Annotated in this window: 15 protein-coding genes; 4 read left to right on the top strand and 11 right to left on the bottom strand. The window is 68.2% G+C overall.

Annotated features, from left to right (window positions below):
• Nucleotides 1–5: 5 nt before the first annotated feature.
• Nucleotides 6–1,877, bottom strand: a complete 1,872-nt coding sequence (gene glmS / locus VVR85_RS10455) for a glutamine--fructose-6-phosphate transaminase (isomerizing) (RefSeq protein ID WP_368520812.1) — start codon at nt 1,875–1,877, stop codon at nt 6–8.
• Between the two features lie 134 nt (nt 1,878–2,011).
• On the opposite strand from glmS, the gene VVR85_RS10450 reads away from it, so the two are divergent.
• Entirely contained in the window at nt 2,012–2,845 is an 834-nt protein-coding gene (locus VVR85_RS10450; RefSeq protein WP_368520811.1) for a dienelactone hydrolase family protein, read from the top strand.
• Here the strand turns inward: VVR85_RS10450 and VVR85_RS10445 are convergent.
• The 4 genes from VVR85_RS10445 to glmM form a co-directional block, all read right to left on the bottom strand.
• Nucleotides 2,842–3,111: a hypothetical protein gene (locus VVR85_RS10445; RefSeq protein WP_368520810.1), complete on the bottom strand. Its 270-nt coding sequence runs from the start codon at nt 3,109–3,111 to the stop codon at nt 2,842–2,844. The genes VVR85_RS10450 and VVR85_RS10445 overlap by 4 nt on opposite strands.
• Nucleotides 3,105–4,697 carry a zinc metalloprotease gene (locus VVR85_RS10440; RefSeq protein ID WP_368520809.1) on the bottom strand — a complete coding sequence of 531 codons (1,593 nt, stop codon included), beginning with the start codon at nt 4,695–4,697 and terminating at the stop codon, nt 3,105–3,107. Before VVR85_RS10440 ends, VVR85_RS10445 begins: the two co-directional genes overlap by 7 nt.
• Nucleotides 4,690–4,998, bottom strand: coding sequence for a hypothetical protein (locus tag VVR85_RS10435; RefSeq protein ID WP_368520808.1), 309 nt, complete (start codon nt 4,996–4,998; stop codon nt 4,690–4,692). The genes VVR85_RS10440 and VVR85_RS10435 overlap by 8 nt, the downstream gene beginning before the upstream one ends.
• A gap of 156 nt (nt 4,999–5,154) precedes the next feature.
• Nucleotides 5,155–6,498, bottom strand: coding sequence for a phosphoglucosamine mutase (glmM, locus tag VVR85_RS10430; RefSeq protein ID WP_368520807.1), 1,344 nt, complete (start codon nt 6,496–6,498; stop codon nt 5,155–5,157).
• Between the two features lie 137 nt (nt 6,499–6,635).
• Here glmM and VVR85_RS10425 point away from each other — a divergent pair, with 137 nt between their 5' ends.
• A complete protein-coding gene (locus VVR85_RS10425) occupies nt 6,636–8,174 on the top strand; it encodes an FAD-binding oxidoreductase (protein ID WP_368520806.1) in 1,539 nt (512 codons plus the stop codon).
• 23 nt (nt 8,175–8,197) lie between these two features.
• Entirely contained in the window at nt 8,198–9,505 is a 1,308-nt protein-coding gene (locus VVR85_RS10420; protein WP_368520805.1) for a class I SAM-dependent methyltransferase, read from the top strand.
• A 140-nt stretch (nt 9,506–9,645) separates the two neighbouring features.
• On the opposite strand, the gene rpsI is transcribed toward VVR85_RS10420, so the two are convergent.
• From rpsI to eccCa, 6 genes are all read right to left on the bottom strand, one after another.
• Nucleotides 9,646–10,185, bottom strand: a complete 540-nt coding sequence (rpsI, locus tag VVR85_RS10415; protein WP_368520804.1) for a 30S ribosomal protein S9 — start codon at nt 10,183–10,185, stop codon at nt 9,646–9,648.
• Complete coding sequence (gene rplM / locus VVR85_RS10410) at nt 10,185–10,628, bottom strand: 50S ribosomal protein L13 (RefSeq protein ID WP_070769166.1); 444 nt, start codon at nt 10,626–10,628, stop codon at nt 10,185–10,187. The genes rpsI and rplM overlap by 1 nt, the downstream gene beginning before the upstream one ends.
• A 281-nt stretch (nt 10,629–10,909) precedes the next feature.
• On the bottom strand, nt 10,910–11,197 hold the full coding sequence (locus VVR85_RS10405) for a WXG100 family type VII secretion target (protein WP_070769165.1): 288 nt from the start codon (nt 11,195–11,197) through the stop codon (nt 10,910–10,912).
• A gap of 66 nt (nt 11,198–11,263) precedes the next feature.
• Nucleotides 11,264–11,581, bottom strand: coding sequence for a WXG100 family type VII secretion target (locus tag VVR85_RS10400; protein WP_368520803.1), 318 nt, complete (start codon nt 11,579–11,581; stop codon nt 11,264–11,266).
• Nucleotides 11,582–11,772: 191 nt separating this feature from the next.
• Nucleotides 11,773–12,822: a type VII secretion-associated protein gene (locus VVR85_RS10395; protein ID WP_368520802.1), complete on the bottom strand. Its 1,050-nt coding sequence runs from the start codon at nt 12,820–12,822 to the stop codon at nt 11,773–11,775.
• A complete protein-coding gene (eccCa, locus tag VVR85_RS10390; protein ID WP_368521743.1) occupies nt 12,819–16,436 on the bottom strand; it encodes a type VII secretion protein EccCa in 3,618 nt (1,205 codons plus the stop codon). Before eccCa ends, VVR85_RS10395 begins: the two co-directional genes overlap by 4 nt.
• Nucleotides 16,437–16,750: 314 nt before the next feature.
• Between eccCa and eccD the strand changes: the two genes are divergently transcribed.
• Nucleotides 16,751–18,229: a type VII secretion integral membrane protein EccD gene (gene eccD / locus VVR85_RS10385; RefSeq protein ID WP_368520800.1), complete on the top strand. Its 1,479-nt coding sequence runs from the start codon at nt 16,751–16,753 to the stop codon at nt 18,227–18,229.
• Nucleotides 18,230–18,255 lie beyond the last annotated feature (26 nt).

Raw genomic sequence — 18,255 nt, 5'->3', positions numbered from 1 at the left:
GGAAGCTACTCTACCGTCACCGACTTTGCGAGGTTACGCGGCTGGTCCACGTCGTAGCCCTTGGCGGCGGCGACGTTGCAGGCGAAGATCTGCAGCGGCACGGTAGCCAGCAGCGGCTGCATCAGGGTCGGGGCCTGCGGGATGCGGATGATGTAGTCCGCGTAGTCCTCGACCGCGGTGTCGCCTTCCTCGGCGATGACCACGGTGACGGCGCCGCGGGCGCGGATCTCCTGGATGTTGGAGACCACCTTGGAGTGCAGCGAGTCGCGCCCGCGCGGGGACGGCACGATAACGAAGACCGGCTGGCCCTGCTCGATGAGCGCGATCGGGCCGTGCTTGAGCTCGCCGGCGGCGAAGCCCTCGGCGTGCAGGTAGGCGATTTCCTTCAGCTTCAGCGCGCCCTCCAGGGCGACGGGGAAGCCGACGTGGCGGCCCAGGAAGAGCACGGAGGTCGCGTTCTGCATGGACTTGGCCAGGTCCGCGACCTGCTGCTCGCCGTCGATGACCTCCTGGATCTTGTCCGGCATGGCGCGCAGCTCGCGCAGGGTGGATTCGACCTCGTCGGCAAACTTGTTGCCGCGCAGCTGCGCCAGGTACAGGCCCAGCAGGTAGGTGGCGGTGATCTGCGCCAGGAAGGCCTTGGTGGAGGCCACCGCGATCTCCGGGCCGGCGTGGGTGTACAGCGCGGCGTCGGACTCACGCGGGATGGACGAGCCCTGGGTGTTGCAGATGGCGATGACCTTCGCGCCCTGCTGGCGGGCGTGCCGCACGGCCATCAGGGTGTCCATGGTCTCGCCGGACTGGGACAGGGCCACCACGAGCGTCTTTTCGTTGACGATCGGATCGCGGTAGCGGAACTCGTGCGCCAGCTCCACCTCGGTGGGGATGCGGCACCAGTGCTCGATGGCGTAGCGGGCCACGTGGCCGGCGTAGGCGGCGGTGCCGCAGGCGATGACGATGATCTTGTCGATGGACTTGAGCACGGATTCCTCGATCCGCAGCTCGTCCAGGATCAGCTTGCCGGACTCGTCGAAGCGGCCCAGCAGGGTGTCGCGGACCGCGCTCGGCTGGTCGTGGATCTCCTTGTCCATGAAGGAGTCGAAGCCACCCTTTTCTGCCTGGGCGGCGTCCCACTTGATTTCAAACGGCTTGCCCTCGGCCGGGTTGCCGTCGTAATCGGTGATGGCGACCTCGTCCGCGGTGATGGTCACGACGCGGTCGTTATCGATCTCAACGGCGGACTTGGTGTAGTCGATGAAGCCCGACACGTCGGAGCCCAGGAAGTTTTCGCCCTCGCCCAGTCCGATGACCAGCGGCGAGTCGCGGCGGGCAGCCACGATGCGGTCCGGCTGATCCGCGTGGATGGCCAGCAGCGTGAAGGCGCCTTCGAAGCGCTGGCAAGCCAGCTGCATAGCGCGGGTCAGGTCACCCTCGGCCTCGCCGTGGAAGACGTCGGCGAGCACCGTGGCGGCGACCTCGGTGTCGGTCTCCGACGCGAAGTGGGCGCCCTTGTCGATGAGCTCGGTGCGCAGCTCGGAGAAGTTCTCGATGATGCCGTTGTGCACGACGGCGAGCTTCCCGCCGTCTACGACGTGCGGGTGGGCGTTGATGTCGGTGGGGCCGCCGTGGGTGGCCCAGCGGGTGTGGCCGATACCCAGGACCGAGTCCGGCACCGGGCGGCTGGCCAGCTCCTTATCCAGCTCGGCTACCTTGCCGGCCTTCTTGCGCCAACTGATTTCCCCGTCCGCGTACATCGCGATGCCGGCGGAGTCATAGCCGCGGTATTCCAGGCGGCGCAGCCCCTCCAGCACGACGTCGAGGGCAAAATATTCACGGTCGTTTCCCGATTGACCAACGTATCCGACGATTCCACACATAGCCCCAGATGTTACAGCATCATCCAGCACTCCGACGGATTCAGGTTGTATATTCACCTCGCCGTAATAATTGCCCGAAGTTTTCGGCCCCGGTCAGGTGCTACCGCGCCAAGGTTTGCTCTATCCTGGTAGATGTGTCTGCGAATTTGAAGAAGCATCTATCGACCCTGTCCAAGCGCGGCCCGCACCGGGTACTCGTCGGCGATCTGTCGTACGCCGGCCTGAACGGCAAGGTGTATGCCCCTGCCGAAGGCAACGCGTTGCCCGCCGTGGCTTTCGGCCACGACTGGATGAAGAAGGTGAAAAGCTACCACGCCACGCTGCGCCACCTGGCCTCGTGGGGGATCGTGGCGGTCGCCCCGGACACGGAGACCGGCTTTCACCCGAACCACCGCAACTTAGCCGCTGACATGGAAACCGCCCTGCAGATCGCCGCCGGCGTGAAGCTGGGCCAGGGCAATATCTCCGTCGGCCCGGGCAAGCTCGGCATGGTCGGCCACGGCATGGGCGGCGGCGCCGCAGTCCTGGCCAGCGTTGATAACGAGAAGGTGCGCGCTGTCGCGGCCATTTACCCCGCCTCCACTGCCCCGTCGGCCTCCCGCGCCGCCCGCCGCCTGGAGATCCCCGGCCTGGTCATCGGCTCCGGCCGCTCCGATATCTTCAGCGCCGGCAACCCGGCAAAGTTGGCCTACAACTGGGCCGGCGACTGCTCCTACCGGGAGATCGCCAAGGGCACCCAGCAGGGCTTTAGCGAAGACCGCCTGACCAAGCTCATGCTCGGCACCCCAGCCTTTGAGGGCGGCCCCACGGAGACCGCCCGCGGCCTTATCACCGGTTTCTTCCTCCACCAGCTCAACAACGACAGCAAGTACTCCGACTTCTCCGATCCGGAGGCCGTCGGCAAGAACGTGGAGAGCTTCATCGGCGAAGACCTCAGTGAGAAGGCCGGCGTCACCCGCGACGACTAGCCCCTCCGCAGCACGGATTTAACCTGCCCCGGCGCACTGGTGCGCTGGGGCTTTCTGCGTTCATCCCGCCCCACCCCGGGCCGCGCCGCCGATGCCCGCGCCGTCTTGCCGGTCGCCTTCGCCTCGGCACTGGCCTGGTGCTTGGCATTGTCCGCGGCCTTTTCTAAGTCTTCCTGCGCCTTGGCCAGGGTGCGTTCAAATTCCAACAGCCGCGCCGCGGTGCGCTGGCGGAACTGCCGGGCAAATTCGTCGAAGTCGTTTACCATCGTCCTGCCTTTCGGGCTCGCTCTTGCGGTTCATCTCCAGCTTCTTCCTCCGGCGCCTCCGGCTCTTGCGGGGCAGGGCCCGCCCGGCCACCGGCGTCCGCAGCCGGCGGTGTCGCCGGTTCGGGCGCTACCGGCTGGGCAGCAGGCTCGGGCGCCGGCTCAGGCGCCGGCTCAGGCGCCGGCGGCGCGGCATCCATATGGGCCAGCTTGCCTGCCGGCGGTTCCGGCTCTGGTACCTCTGACAGGTCCGGCGGCGACGGCTTAGGCGCAGGCTCCGGCTCGGGTTGTGGTTTAGGCTCCGGCTCCGGGCAAGGCTCGAGTTCTGGCTCTGGCTCAGGAGCTGGTTCTGGTTCCGGGCAGTCCATGCCCTCCAGGCACTCGGCCGCGGCCGCCAGCAGCAGGCCTGCCCCGATGAGGGCCACGCCAGCGCCGGCGACGCCGAGTGCGCCGCAGCAGCTGTGTGCGGGTTCGCACGGGACCGGTTCCGGGCAGGGCTCGGGTGCTGGCTCAGGTGCTGGCTCAGGTTCCGGTTCGGGTTCAGGCTCGGGTGCGGGCTGTCCGGCCGGTTCGGTCTCCGGTGCTGGCTCCGGCTCCGGGCAGGGCTCAGGCTCGGGTTCTGGCTCTGGTTTAGGTTCTGGCTCCGGGCACGGCTCAGGCTCGGGTTCCAGGCAGGGCTCAGGCTTGGGTTCCGGTTTAGGTTTGGGCTGCGGTTGCGGTTCTGGTTGTTTTTCTGGCTCTGGTTTTGGTTCCGGCTCTGGGGCCGGCTTGGGCGCAGGGTCCAGGGACGACGGTTCGGTCGGTGGTGGGCCGGCATCCGGAGCGGGCTGAGGCTGCGGTTTGGGCTCGGGCTTGGGTTGCGGTTCTGGTTTAGGCTTGGGCTCGGCCTCTGGCTTGGGCTCTGGCTGGCCCTCGGCGCAGGGCTCGGCTTCCGCGGGGGCTTGCGGTGGTTCGGGTGGTAGCGGGCGCTCGCAGGCGCACTCGCAGCGGCGCTCGAATTCCTCGTAGCAGCTGTCGATGGCCTCGTCACGCTCCCGGCAGGTGCCGGCGACCTGCTTGTTGGTGTCCTCGATGACGCGGCCGCCGATGGCGGAGATGGCGGGGATGAGGAACTGGGCCACGGGGTGGCGGCGCAGCACCATGGCCAGGATGTCCAGCAGCCCGATGGCGGCGCTGAGCAGCTCCCCAATCGCGGAGTCGGAGATGTGCACCACGTCGTCGATGGCCTGGGCGCAATGCTCCGCGTCGCGGGCGAGCTCGTCGGCCTGGGTGCGGTCCTCCTCGTGGTCGTCGTTGATGGTGCGCAGGCGGTCCAGCAGCTTATCGCCGGCGGCGAGGAAGCCGCCGCCGAAGAGGAATTCGCGCAGCTCCCCGCCGCCGCGGTTGGGCCGGTCCGCTCCCACGGCCGCGCGGGTGCCCGCCACCAGGTCGGCGCTGCTGAGCCCGTCGACGGAAGCGACCATCCGCTGCAGCACCCCGACGGGCAGGCTGGGGCCGGAATACGCGCCCTGGCTGGCTAGCTGGAAATTGCTTACCGAGCGGGAATAATCGGCCAGTTGGCTGCGGGCCATGGCGCTGGTGCTACTCATGGCTATCCCCCTGCCCCAGCCGGGCGCCGAACGCGTCGTCACCGCGGTAGAGGGCGGTGAACTGGTCGGCCGCGGCACGCACGGTGTCGTCCATGTTGTTAATGCGCCAGCCGCCCTGCTCATGCAGGCGGTTGAGCAACTGCTGGATGCGCTGCCCGTGGCCGGCGAAGTCGCGGCCGGCGGCGGCCTGCGGGTACTCCGGCACGCGGCGCAGGTGGGCCTGGCGCTGTGCGCTCACGCCGGTGGATACCTGGCGGAGGCGAGCGACAATATCAGTGTGGTCGAACTCGATTTCCGGCACCGAGGGACTCCCTTTCTTGCAGTCTCGTCTTTTTAAGGTTTTGGCCGCCCCGGTGGGAGCAGCTTCACCTTATTTGGACTGCCGGAAGTCCCCGGCGGTTCCCGCCAATTTCTGCGGGAACTTTTTAGGGTTTCGGGTGCCGGTGGTGCGGGTGGTTTAGACGCCGGCGACCACGGCGGCGAGCCGGCCGGCGACCTTGCGGGCCTGCTCTTCCTCGGCGGCTTCGACCATGACGCGGAAGAGTTCCTCGGTGCCCGACGGGCGCAGCAGCACGCGGCCGGTGCCGTGGAGTTCCTCCTCGGCCTGGGCGATGGCGGATTTCACCTCGTCGTTGCCCATGATGGCGGACTTGTCGGAGACCGGCACGTTGATGAGCACCTGCGGCAGGACCTTCATCACGCTGGCCAGCTCCTGCAGGGACTTACCGGAACGGGCCATGCGCGCCATGAGCGACAGGCCGGTCAGGGTGCCGTCGCCGGTGGTGCAGTCGTCGGGCAGGACGATGTGCCCGGACTGCTCGCCGCCCAGGGAGAAGTCGCCGCGGATGAGCTCTTCGACCACGTAGCGGTCGCCCACCTTGGTCTGGACAACCTCGATGCCCTGCTCTTGCATCGCCAGCGTCAGGCCCAGGTTGGACATGACGGTAGCGACCAGGGTCTTGTGGCGCAGGTCGTTGTCCTCGTGCATGCCGACGGCCAGGATGGCCATGATCTGGTCGCCGTCGACGACGTTGCCGGCGGCATCGACAGCCAGGCAGCGGTCGGCGTCGCCATCGTGGGCCAGGCCGAGATCCGCGCCGTGCTCCACGACGGCCTTCTGGGCCTGCTCGATGTGGGTGGAGCCGCAGTCCTCGTTGATGTTGAAGGCGTTCGGCTTGTGGTGAATCGGAATCACCGTCGCGCCGGCGGCCTCGTAGGCCTGCGGGGCGACCTTGGAGGCGGCGCCGTTGGCGGTATCCACCACCACGGTGATACCCGATAGGTCGGCGGTAACGACCTCGGCCAGGTGCTTGAGGTAGCGCTCGCGGGCATCGGGGGCCTCCGAGATGATGCGGCCCAGCTTGGTGCCGGTCGGGCCCTCCTCGCTCAGGGTGTCCATCGCCTGCTGGATTTCGTCTTCCACCGCGTCCGGCAGCTTCCGCCCTCCGGCGGAGAAGAACTTGATGCCGTTGTCCGGCATGGGGTTGTGCGACGCGGAAATCATCACGCCCAGGTCCGCCCCGTAGTCATCGGTGAGGAAGGCAATAGCCGGGGTCGGCAGCACGCCCACGCGCAGCACGTCCACGCCGCGGGAAGCGAGCCCGGAGGCGATCGCCGCGTCGAGCATCTCCCCGGACACGCGCGGGTCGCGGCCGATGATAGCGAGCGGGCGGCGCTCGTAGGATTCCCGGTTGGCGGTAAAAACCTCCGCCGCCGCTTGGCCAAGTTTCAGTGCCAGCATGGGGGTCAGCTTCTGGTTAGCCAGACCCCGTACTCCGTCGGTGCCAAATAGTCGAGTCATGTCCAACATTATGCCCCTAGCGTTATGCTTCGCGCGACCGGACCGGACCTATTCCCACTCGTTCCACTCACCTAAAGTGGGGTAGCCGCGCCAGCACCGAATAGCGCCGCGCCCGGACACGCTTAAAATGGCCCCATATGAGCGCAGGCGGAACCTTAAGAGAATCACTGATTAACGTCACCGGTCGAGCTACTAATGCGCTAGCAAGCGCATTACCCGGCCGCACTGTCGACGCGGAAAGCATTCAACCCATCGGCTGGCACCGCCACGCAGAAGGCGTGCGCCGGCTGCTGGATAGCTTCCAGGCCGTCCCCGCCGGCAAGCGGGTGCGCCTGGCGAAGAAGACCTCCAACCTCTTCCGCGGCCGCGAGTCCACCACCCCAGGGCTGGACGTGAGCGGCCTGGGCGGGGTCATCGCCATCGACCCGGTGGCCCAGACCGCCGACGTGCAGGGCATGTGCACCTACGAGGACCTGGTGGACGCGACCCTGCCCTTCGGGCTGGCACCGCTGGTGGTCCCGCAGCTGAAAACCATCACCCTGGGCGGGGCGGTCACCGGCATGGGGGTGGAATCCACCTCCTTCCGCAACGGCCTGCCGCACGAATCCGTGCTGGAGATGGACGTCCTCGACGGCAACGGGCAGATCGTGACCTGCTCGCGGGAAGAAAACGTGGACCTGTTCCGCACCTTCCCCAACTCCTACGGCTCGCTGGGCTACGCGGTCCGCCTGACCATCGAGCTCGAGGAAGTCCCCTCCCTCATCGAGGTCCGCTCCGTGCGCTTCCACGACCTGGAAAGCTTCCAGGACGCCCTGGCCGAGGCCTCCGCCAGCGGGGAATTCGACGGCACCCGCCTGCACGGCCTCGACGGGGTGGCCTTCAGCCCGCAGGAGGCCTACCTGGTGCTGGCGGTCGCGGCTGGCGATGCCGCCGTCCACACCTCGGACTACACCGGCCAGGCCATCTACTACCGCAGCCTGCAGCACCCTAACGGCACGAGCCACGACCTGCTGAGCATCCGCGACTACATCTGGCGCTGGGACACGGACTGGTTCTGGTGCTCCCGGGCCTTCGGGGCGCAGAACCCGACGGTGCGCAAGATCTGGCCGCGCCAGTGGCGCCGCAGCTCCTTCTACTGGAAGATCGTGCGCCTGGACCGCAAGTACCAGCTGGAATACAACTTCCTCAAAAAGCCCAAGGGCCTGCCGGCCTCCGAGCGGGTGGTCCAGGACGTGGAAGTCACCGCTGACAAGACCGCCCAGTGGCTCGACTGGTTCTTTTCCGCCAGCGATATCCAGCCGGTGTGGCTCTGCCCCATCCGGCTGCGCGACGGCGTCGAGGACCTAGTCGGCACCGGAGAGGTTACCGCTGAGTCGGACGCGCCCTGGCCGCTGTACCCCCTGAAGCCGGGAACGACCTGGGTAAACGTCGGGTTCTGGTCCGGGGTCCCGGCCGACCACGTCAGCCCGGCACAGGAGCCCGGCGCCTTCAACAAGGTCATCGAGGCCAAGGTCAGCGAGCTGGGCGGGCACAAGTCCCTGTACTCCGAGGCCTTTTATACCCCGGAGCAGTTCGCCGAGCTCTACGGCGGCGACCTGCCGGAGAAGATGAAACAGCAGGCCGACCCGGCGGGCCGTTTCCCCACCCTCTACGACAAGACCGTGAACAACTCTTAAACCAACGAAAGGAAGCCCTATCCATGCCCGGTAAGTTTCAGCCGATGACGGTAGCCGAGATTATCGATGCCTTCGTCCCCGCCGCCAACCCCTTCTACTGGACCGCGTTCGATGGTTCTTCCACCGGCAACCCGGACTCGCAGTATCACGTGTCCATCAACAACGTAGAGGGCCTGTCCTATATCGCCACCGCCCCGGGCGACGTCGGCCTGGCCCGCGCCTTTGTCACCGACGGCATCACGGTCAAGGGCGAGCACCTGGCGCACCCCTACGGCATCTTCGACGCCCTGCACGAGATGTACCGGAAATTCGAGCGGCCGGATACCAGCACGCTGCTGAAGATCGTGCGCTCGCTGGCGTCGATGGGAGCTATCCAGATCCAGCCGGTGCCGGAGGCCGAGCGCGCCGGCCGCTTCGAGCGCATGCTGCGCCAGGGCCTGTCCCGGCACTCCAAGGCACGCGACGCGGATGTCATCTCCGATCACTACGACGTGGGCAACGACTTCTACGAGCTCTTCCTGGGCGACTCCATGACCTATACCTGCGCCTACTACCCCAGCCCGGACGCGTCGCTGGACGAGGCCCAGGACAACAAGTACCGCCTGGTCTTTGAGAAGCTGCACCTGAAGGAAGGCGACCGCCACCTGGACATCGGCTGCGGCTGGGGCGGCATGGTCCGCTACGCCGCCCGCCAGGGCGTGAAGTCCATCGGCGTGACGCTCTCGCGCGAGCAGGCCGAGTGGGGCCAGAAGAAGATTCTGGAGGAAGGCCTCGAGGATCTGGCCGAGATCCGCTACATGGACTACCGCGACGTGCCGGAGGAGAACTTCGACGCCATCTCCTCCATCGGCTTGATGGAGCACATCGGCGTGAAGAACTACGCCAGCTACTTCGACTTCTTGTCCGGCAAGCTGCGCGAAGGCGGCGTGATGGTCAACCACTGCATCACCTACCCGGACAACCACAAGACCCCGCGCGGTTCCTTCATCGACCGCTACATCTTCCCCGACGGGGAGCTGACCGGCTCGGGCACCATCGTCCGCAAGATGCAGGACCACGGCTTCGAGGTCTTCCACGAGGAAAACCTGCGCTTCGACTACATGCGCACGCTGTCGGCCTGGTGCGAAAACCTCAAGGACAACTGGGAGGAGGCCGTCAGCCTGGTCGGCCTGCCGACCGCCCGCCTGTGGGGCATGTACATGGCCGGCTCCCAGTGGGGCTTCGAGCACAACATCGTCCAGCTCCACCAGGTCGTAGGCATCAAGCTGGACAAGACCGGCTCCCGCTGCGGCACCCCGGAACGCCGCTGGTGGAACGACTCGGTCTTCTAGACCCTCGCCGTCCTAGGCCCCGGCAAAGGACCCGGGTGTCCTAGGCCCCGGCCAACCCCGGGACTAGAAAACACAAACGCCGCTTGGGCTTCCCCAAAGGGAAGGGCCCAAGCGGCGTAAGTGTAAGTACCAGCGAAGAATTAACGCTTGGAGTACTGCGGGGCACGACGTGCCTTGTGCAGACCAGCCTTCTTGCGCTCGACGGCACGGGCGTCACGGGTGAGCAGGCCGGCCTTCTTCAGGGCGGCGCGGTCAGCCGGGTTGTAGACGTTGAGTGCACGGGCGATAGCCAGACGCAGAGCGCCGGCCTGGCCGGTCGGGCCGCCGCCGTTGACGGTGACCTTGATGTCGAACTGGTTCTCGCGGTCCAGCAGGGTCAGCGGAGTGAGGATGTCCTGCTGGTGCAGCTTGTTCGGGAAGTAGTCATCCAGGGTGCGGCCGTTGACCACGATCTCGCCGGAGCCGGCGATCAGGCGGACACGAGCGATGGCGCGCTTACGGCGACCAACGGTCTGGATCGGGCCCTCGTGGATAGCCGGGGCAGCAGCCTCGGTCTCCTCAGCGGCTTCCGGAGCAACGACGTCACCGATGGTGTTGGTGAACTCTTCGGTTGCGGCGGCTGCGGCTGCGATGTCGGCAGCGTCTGCCACGTTGTTATCGATGTTGTTCTGCTCGGTCATTACTGTGCCACCTGCTTAAGCTCGTAGGATTCCGGCTTCTGGCCGGCGTACGGGTGCTCCTCGCCTGCAAAGACGTGCAGCTTGCGGGCGGAAGAACGGGAAAGCTTGTTGTGCGGCATCATGCCGGTGACAGCTTCTTCGATAACGCGAACCGGGTTGGCGTCCAAAGACTGACCCAGGGTCATGGTCTTCAGACCACCCGGGTAGCCGGAGTGGCGGTAGCGCTTTTCGCGGTCACGCTTGTTGGAAGAGATGTGGATCTTGTCAGCGTTGATGATGATGACGTGGTCACCACAGTCAACGTTCGGTGCGAACTGCGGCTTGTGCTTGCCACGCAGCAGGTCTGCCACGGTGGAAGCGAGCTTGCCCAGCACCACGTCAGTAGCGTCGATGACGTACCACTTGCGGGTGATGTCACCGCTCTTAGGGTGGAAAGTAGACAAAATGACTCCTTGAAAGTCTGTCTCGGAACTGCCGGCCAACGCCATGGTCCTTCGACTGCCCCTAGATACAGCGGCCGGTGGAGACCTGCACTAGGCGCCGCGTCCAGCCCCAAAGCAGGGCTGTCTCGCTCAGACACATAGGTCTAATACTTTAGTGGTTTCGCCCCAAAATCCCAAAACGCCGTTAGACGGCGGAGACGCTCCCCCACTACACACAAAACCCGCCTTCCCCATTTACCGGGGAAGGCGGGGTGACAGACGGGATTGTGTGGTGGGTGCGTTTAGCCCCAGCTGGCGGCGGCGCGGCGGTTGACGTCGCTCATGGCGTCGTTGCCCTCGGAGACGGTGCGGGAGATGGTCATCAGCACCTGGTTGAGCTCCAGGGCGGCGTTGTCCCACTTGCGCTGGGCCTGCTGGTAGGCGGCTGCGGACTCGCCCTCCCAGGTGGCGGCCATGGGCTCGATGATGGACTTGAGCTCGTCCAGCAGGCCGTTGATGCGGGCCGAGGTGGAGTTGATATCGGCAGCGGCGGCCTCGATGGCGCCGAATTCGTACTTGATAGCGGTCATGCGGGAATTTTTCCTTCCTGGTGTTTATCTGGTGTGCGCTCGCGCGGTGGGTGTTGTGCCGGGCGGCTACAGGGCCAAGCCGGCGCCGCCGACGTTGTTGAGGACCTGCGCGTTCTGGGCCTCGACGTCGTCGAAGTTGCGGGCGTTGCTGCGGATGTTGTCCGAGATGGCGGACAGGGCCTCGCGCAGCTGCTGGGCGGAGGCGTTGTAGCGCTGCATGAGGTTGTCGAAGGACAGCTGCGCGCGGCCCTCCCAGCTCGCGCGGGTGCCCTCCACAACGTTGTGCAGGCGGGTCAGCTCGCCCTGGACTTCCTCATTGGTCGAATCGACATGCCCGGCCGTGGCCTGCATGACCTCGGCTTCGGTCTTGAACGTAGTGTGCATAGTGTTCGCCCCTCCTCGAACGGGTTGACAGTGTGGTGTCACGGTCTTGTGTCACGGATTGTGTGTCGCGGTTACTTGTCAGACTGGTGGAGGAAGTCCCCCGCCGCCGCGTTCTTTCCGACGCGGTGCCTTCCTCATCTTTATTGGACTGCCCCGCCGGGCAATCGGTTCCCGGAGTTTTTAAAAAAGTTTTAGCCCTGACGGACCAGGGATTCTTCGGCCATGCGGCAGGCCGCCTTCTGCGCGACGCTGGGCAGCTCGCGGGTGTGACAGCCCACGGACAGCTGGTGATCGCCGTCCACCCACGTCGTCCAGACAACGTGCGAGTCGTCCCCGGGCTTTTCCACGTAGGTCAGCCGGCCGTCGTGCTCCTGCGGGTGGGACAGGGCGTCGTCGCCGGCGATTTCTTCCTGGATTTGTTCCAGCAGGTAGTCCGCGGGCACCGAATAGAGCGGATCCGCGGCAAAGAGCACCCGCAGGTCCGGGTCCGGCCCCGTGGCCGTGACCAGCCCATCGCCCTCGGCGGATTCCTCGGCGTGAAAGCCCTGCGGCAGCTGCACCGACAGTCCCGCCGCGCTTAACTGCTCCGGTGCGGGCGGCGGCTCGTTTGCCGGCCCGTCGCTGCCCGCCTCCCCGGGCGCCGGCGGGCCGCCGTCCTGACCGCCCGGGGCGGCCGCCACCGCGTTATCGGTTGCCTCACCGCCCGCGCTCTCCTCGTTCGCATCGCCGCCGCGGCCGACCACGAACCAGGCCACGCCGGCCACGATCAGCACCACCACGGCCAGCAGCGCGTAGAAGGGCTGGAACCACCCGCCCTTGCTGGTGTTGTCCGTGCTCGGGCGCAGCGGCTCGGCGCGCGGCGCGTCCGGGTGTGAGCCGCCGGGAGCGGCGGCATCGGCAGCCGGTGCGAGCGGGGCGAAGACCTCGGTCTCCGGGTGGGAGACCGCGTGCTCGGCGGTGTCCACCACCGGCACCTCCCGGCCCTCGAGCTGCCGGGTAATGATGCTCACGGCTTCCGCTGAGACCGCAGTCGCGCTGGAGTCCGCGCAGACCTTCACGGGGGCTTCCGGCCAGTGCGCGCCCAGGATCTTCTCCGCCTGCTCGAGCGCGCCGTCCAGGGCCCAGCCCTCCACAATCCCGGTGCCGGGCAGGTCGTAGCGGTACACGGTTTCCGGGCCTTCGAAAATGGTGGCGGTATCCAAGATGGTGATGGTCAACAAAGCGGGTGCGGCGGTCGTCATGGCGTGTCCTTTCGCTTGCTTTCTGCTTGGTTGCTTGCTGCTTGGTGGCTCTCGTCTCGTTCTTCGGCGGCTGGTGGTGTGTCTTCTTGGTCGTCGGCGCGGATGACTTGGCACAGGCCCAGTTCCTCGCCGCGGAGGTGGTAGCGGCCGCGGCCGGGTGGCTGGCGCTTCGGCTTCATGCCGAAGATGGGGCCTTCCTCCTTGTCGGCGTCCAGGAGCAGGACGGCCGGCTGGGTATCTTTGAGCGCCGAGCAGAACTTGCCGAACATGGCGCGGCCGATGCCGCCGGCCTTGCGGGCGAAGATGACGTGCAGGCCGATGTCCTGGGCGTGCGGGATGAGCTCCACCAGCGGGTGCAGGGCGGCCTCGCTGGTGAGCTCCGCGTCGTCGATGACCACGTAGATCTCGGGGCCGCTCCACCAATCGCGGGCGCGCAGGCGCGCCGGGGTGATATCCGGCCCCGGCAGGCGCTGCCGCATAGTCGCCGCGGTATCGCGCAGGGCCTTCTCCGCCGCCGCGGGCGTGGCGGCATAGGCGGCGAGCATGTCCTCGTCGAGCGCGCCCAGGTGCGCCCGGCGCGGATCGATGACCACCAGGCGCGCGTCCTCCCGGGGCAGGCCGGCCACAGCATCAGCGATGACCCGGACGAAGGTGGACTTGCCGGACCCGCTGGCGCCGACGCAGACCACGTGGGCGCTGGTGGCCGGGTCCCAGGCCACCGGTTCCAGGTCGCGGCCGCCAATTCCCCAAACCAGCCCGGCGGTCAGCGCGTGGCGGGGCAGGTCGGCCGGGCGCAGCTGGGCGGGCAGGGTCTTGAGCCGGGGCACCGGCTCGCCGCCGCGGGACTGCAGGTGTGCCACGTCCTGGTTGGAGGTGCGCGCCAGCAGCATCATCTCCCCGGTCTCGGTGAGCCCGCGGCCGGGCAGGGCCGGCAGCTTCTGTTGGGCCTTGCGGTCCACCAGGGATTCCATGGCCTCCCCCAGGCGCAGCTCCAACCGGTGGGCGATGAGGTCCCTAATCGACGGGCGCAGGGTGGTCCACCGCGGCGTGGACAAGACCAGGTGGACGCGGGCGCTGGGGCCGTCGGCGGCCAGGGTGGTGATCTTCTCCGTGAGATCGTTGAACTCCGCGCCGGCGGTGCCCACGTGGTGCCAGCCGTCTAGCACCAGGAAGGTGTGGCGGGGCTCGGGGCGCTCGACCAGGCCGGTGACCTCGTCGATGATGCGGCGGACCGTGTCCGGCTCGTCGCGGCCAGCCACGCCCGCCACGTGCGGCAGGCGGTCCAGGTTGGCTAGCGCCCCGCCGCCCAGGTCGATGACGTAGAAGCGGATGGCCTCGGTGCCGTGGGTCGCGGCCAGGGAGCCGACGATGGTGCGCAGCGCCATGGACTTGCCTGTCTGCGGGCCGCCGCAGACGGCCGCGTGCCCACCGGCGGTGGAAAAGTCGACCACCAGGGGATCCTGGCGCTGGTGGTAGGGACGGTCGATGAGCCCGACCGCGGCCTGCAGGTGGGTGGTCTGGCCGGCCCGGTGCAGGATCTCGGGCAGCTCGACCGCGGCGGGCAGCGGCGGCAGCCAGATGCGGTGGGCGCTGTGCCCGCGGTGGTCGGCCTCCGCGCGGGCGACGGCCACGACCTCGTTGAGCAGCGTGGTCGACTCGTCCCAGACAAGCTCCGGCTCGCTGTCCTCGGTGGTGTGAGCGTCCCAGCCGTCGAAGACGGACACCCGGGCCGGCGGTACGCTTTCCCCTTCGGCTGGTTCGGCCGGGCGAGCGAGCGGCCCGGAGACGTAGGTGGCCTGGAAGCGCTCGAGGGCGTCGCCGTTGGTCTTCAGGTAGCCGGCACCCGGCCGGGCGGGCAGGTGGTAGGCATCGGTAGCGCCTAAGACCTGGCGGGACTCCGCGGCGGAGAAGGTCTTGAGCCCGATCCGGTAGGACAGGTGCGAATCCAGCCCGCGCAGCCGGCCCTCCTCCAGCCGCTGGGAGGCCAGCAGCAGGTGCACGTGCAGCGAACGGCCCAGGCGGCCGACGGCGACGAAGAGATCGGCGAAGTCCGGGTGCTGGCCCAACAGCTCGGAGAACTCGTCCACCACGATGACCAGGGCGGGAAGCGGCGGGAACTGGTCCGGGTCGCGGCCGGCGTTGTAGTCGCCGACGTTGGCGAAGTTGCCGGCCTGGCGCAGGATCTCCTGGCGGCGGTTCATCTCCCCGGAGATGGCGTCGTACATGCGCTCGACCAGGACGGATTCTTCCTCCAGGTTGGTAATCACCGCCGCGGTGTGCGGCAGCTGCTCGCAGCCCAGGAAGGTCGCCCCGCCTTTAAAATCCACGAGCACCAGGTTCAGCTCCTCGGGCGAGTGCGTGGCCGCCAGCGCGGTGACCAGGCTGCGCAGCAACTCCGATTTGCCGCTGCCGGTGGCGCCGATACACAGACCGTGCGGGCCCATGCCGCCCTGGGCAGATTCCTTCAGGTCGAGGTAGACCGGCTGGCCGCTAGGGTCCAGCCCCACCGGCACGTGCAGGCGCTGCGACCCGGCGCGCCCTGGCCAGAGGTTCTCGCCGCGCAGCTCGGCGATGTCGCGGTGCCCGAGCAGGGCCACCAAGTCGCCGCCGCCGGAGCCGAGCTTGGGCCCCGGCTCGGCCAACGGGCGGCGGCAGCGGGCCATGCGGCGCGCGATGAGCACCGCGCCCTCTTCGGCCAGCTGGTCCGCGCGCCCCAACTCTTCCTCGCCCGCGGCCGTGGAGACCAACAGCGTTGTGCCCGCATCCCCGCCCGCCTCGTCGCGCAGGCTCAGGCACAGGCCCTCGTGCTCGGCGCGCAGGCCGAGTGCGGTGTTGCGCCGCGACCCGACATCGATGATGGTGGTTACCCCCTCCTCGTCGAGGAAGTCTTCCACCCCGGTGGTCGCCACGCCGTCGACGATGAGCACGCGGTAGTTCGCCTGCTCCGGCCGGCGGGCGTGCGGCAGCCACTTGACCCACTCCCAGCCGGCCCCGCGCACGGAGCGCACGGAAATGCCCAGGGTGTCGGGCCCATGCGCGCAGGCCAGCTGGATGACGATGGCCCGAGCCAGGTCCGCCGCACCCGCGCCCGCGATCCCCAGCACGCCGAAGGCCTGGAGCTGGATGACCACGGGCATCTCCGGCAGGGTTTCGACCGCCTGGATGGTCCGGCGCAGGCTGACCGCGCACACCGGGTCGAGGTCCTCGGCCGCGGCCGCCTCCGGCACCTGGATTTCCGTGGCGAGCTTGGTCTCTCCCACCCCAATGCGCACCTCGAGCGCGTCCGGGTCGCCCGCGCTGCGCTCCCACAGCCGCTGGTTGTGGACGAAGGCGGGCAGCTGCTCGACCGGCGGGTGGCGGTGCAGCTCGTGGGCCCGCTGGGCGGCGCCGTTGTCCAGGGCCTTCTCGCGCAGCGCCTTGAGGTGGCGCAGGTAGGTCCGCCGGGTCTCGTCCGGGTCCTGGCCGCCGGTGGTCGGGCTGAACATCATGAACATGCTGGCCAGCATCATGATGGGAAACATCAGCATGAGCGGGCTGAAGGTCCGATCCGACCCGCCGCTCAAGACCATGAACGCGACCATGCCTAGCATGGCGGCGACCATGACGATGGGCATGATGATGCGCACCAGCGGCACGGGTTGTTTGCGTTGGGCCTCCGGCACCGCCTCTGCGGTGATGGTCCCGGTCGGCGCCGGCGGCACCGGTTGGCGCTGCGTTAAGGTTGTTGGCTCGATTACTTGGATACTCTCGCGCTGATCCAGCACGGCTGATACACCCCCGAAAAGTTTTTGGCGGCCACCTCCCCTAGCGGTGGACACGCTGCCCACAGTAAGCCACAATTGAGCGCGACGGGCAAGGTGGGGAAGAAAATTTTTCTTGGCCACCGGCCTGAGAATTCGGGGATCTACTACTTCGGGGGTGAAGCGTTATGACGGCTGCGATCCCCCATACCGTCCGCGTGACGGTGCGCGTCCACGCAGGTAATTTTCGGAAAGAAGCGGACCTGTCCTTGCCGGTGACCGGCAGTTTAGGCGAGATGATTGACGATATCGGCTATATGGTCGACGCGCCCCAGCTGTCCAAGCCGTGGCGGGCGTCCACCGCGGGCGGGCGCGGGTTGGACATGGCCCAGCCGCTTGCAGCCACCCGGCTCACGGACGGCGCGGTCGTCATCCTCACCCCGCAGGAGGACACCCCGGCGCCGGTCATCCGCGACTCGGCGGAGGCCCTCGTGGCGGCCGGCCGCCCCTCGGAACTGCCGGGGCTGGCCGCGGTCTGGGCGGGTATCGGGCTGGTCGCCGTCGCCGCCCTGCTCGCGGGCGTGCTGCCCGCCTCCGCCGCGGTCGCCATCGCGCTAGCCCTGGGCACCGCGCTGGTCATCTATCAACCCGCGACCCGCCCCTTGGTCCCGGCGCTGGTTTTCGCCGGGGCGCTGGCCGGCTGGTGGGCCGTCGCCCCGCCGGGTGGGACGCTTCCACCCGCGTGGCAGGCGGCCCACCAGCAGCTAGACGGGCCCGCGCTGGTAATCCACAGTGCCCTGTCCTGGGTGGCCCCCGCCGCGCTTGGCGATGCCGCCTGGGCGCTGCTGGCCGCGGTGTCCTGCGGGCTGGCCATGGTGGCGGTCTTCCACGTGACCGCCGTGGCTCGGCCGCGGTGCACGGCCGCCGCGCTCACCCTCGGCGGGCTGGGGTTGGTCGCGGCCGGCGGCCTGGCCATGCCGGGTGAGGCGCCTTTCGTCGCCGCCGGGGCCGCGGTGCTGCTGGCGGTGGTCTGCCTCATCGCCGCCGCCCCGGGCGTGGTCACGCGGGCGGCGGGGCTGTCGGTGCCGCAGCTGCCGACCGCGGGCCAGGACTTGTCGGTCTCCGACGGGCACCAGCCGGACGTGGACGCCCGCGCCCGGCGCGCCCAGGAGCTCTACGCCGGGGTCTGCCTGGGCGCCGGGCTGGCCGCGCTGCCCGCCCTGGCGGCGCTGGCGCTGACCGGCACGGGCATTACGCCGGTCTACGAGGGGCCCTTCGGCACGCAGCTTCACGGCTCCGGCTTCGCCCAGGCGCTGTGCCTGTGCGTCGGCGGGGCACTCATCATGCACGCGGTGCGGCACGGGCAGGCCAGCGCCGCATGGTGCCTGTCCCTGCTGGCGGCCGCTAGCCTGCTGACCGCCTGCCTCATCCCGGTTGCGGCCAGCGCGCCGGCCAGCGACGGCGACCCGCACCTGGCGATGTTCATCGTCGCCGGCTTCGCCGCCGCGGGCGCGCTGAGCACCCCGCTGTGGGCGGCGAAAGTCCCCGCGGCGGAGCCGACCACCATCGTCTGGTGGGAGCGCGCCGAGGCGCTTGCCATCGCCACGTGCCTGCCCCTGGCCGCGCACCTAATCGGGCTCTTCGCCCTGCTGCGGGGGCTGGGATGACGCAGCGCCCAGGACGAGGAACTAGG

Source organism: Corynebacterium sp. LK2590 (genome assembly GCF_040946105.1).
In the GTDB taxonomy this organism is placed as follows: Bacteria; Actinomycetota; Actinomycetes; order Mycobacteriales; family Mycobacteriaceae; genus Corynebacterium.
The sequence above is the reverse complement of the archived record's forward strand: the minus strand, read 5'-3'. Positions and strand labels throughout refer to the sequence as shown.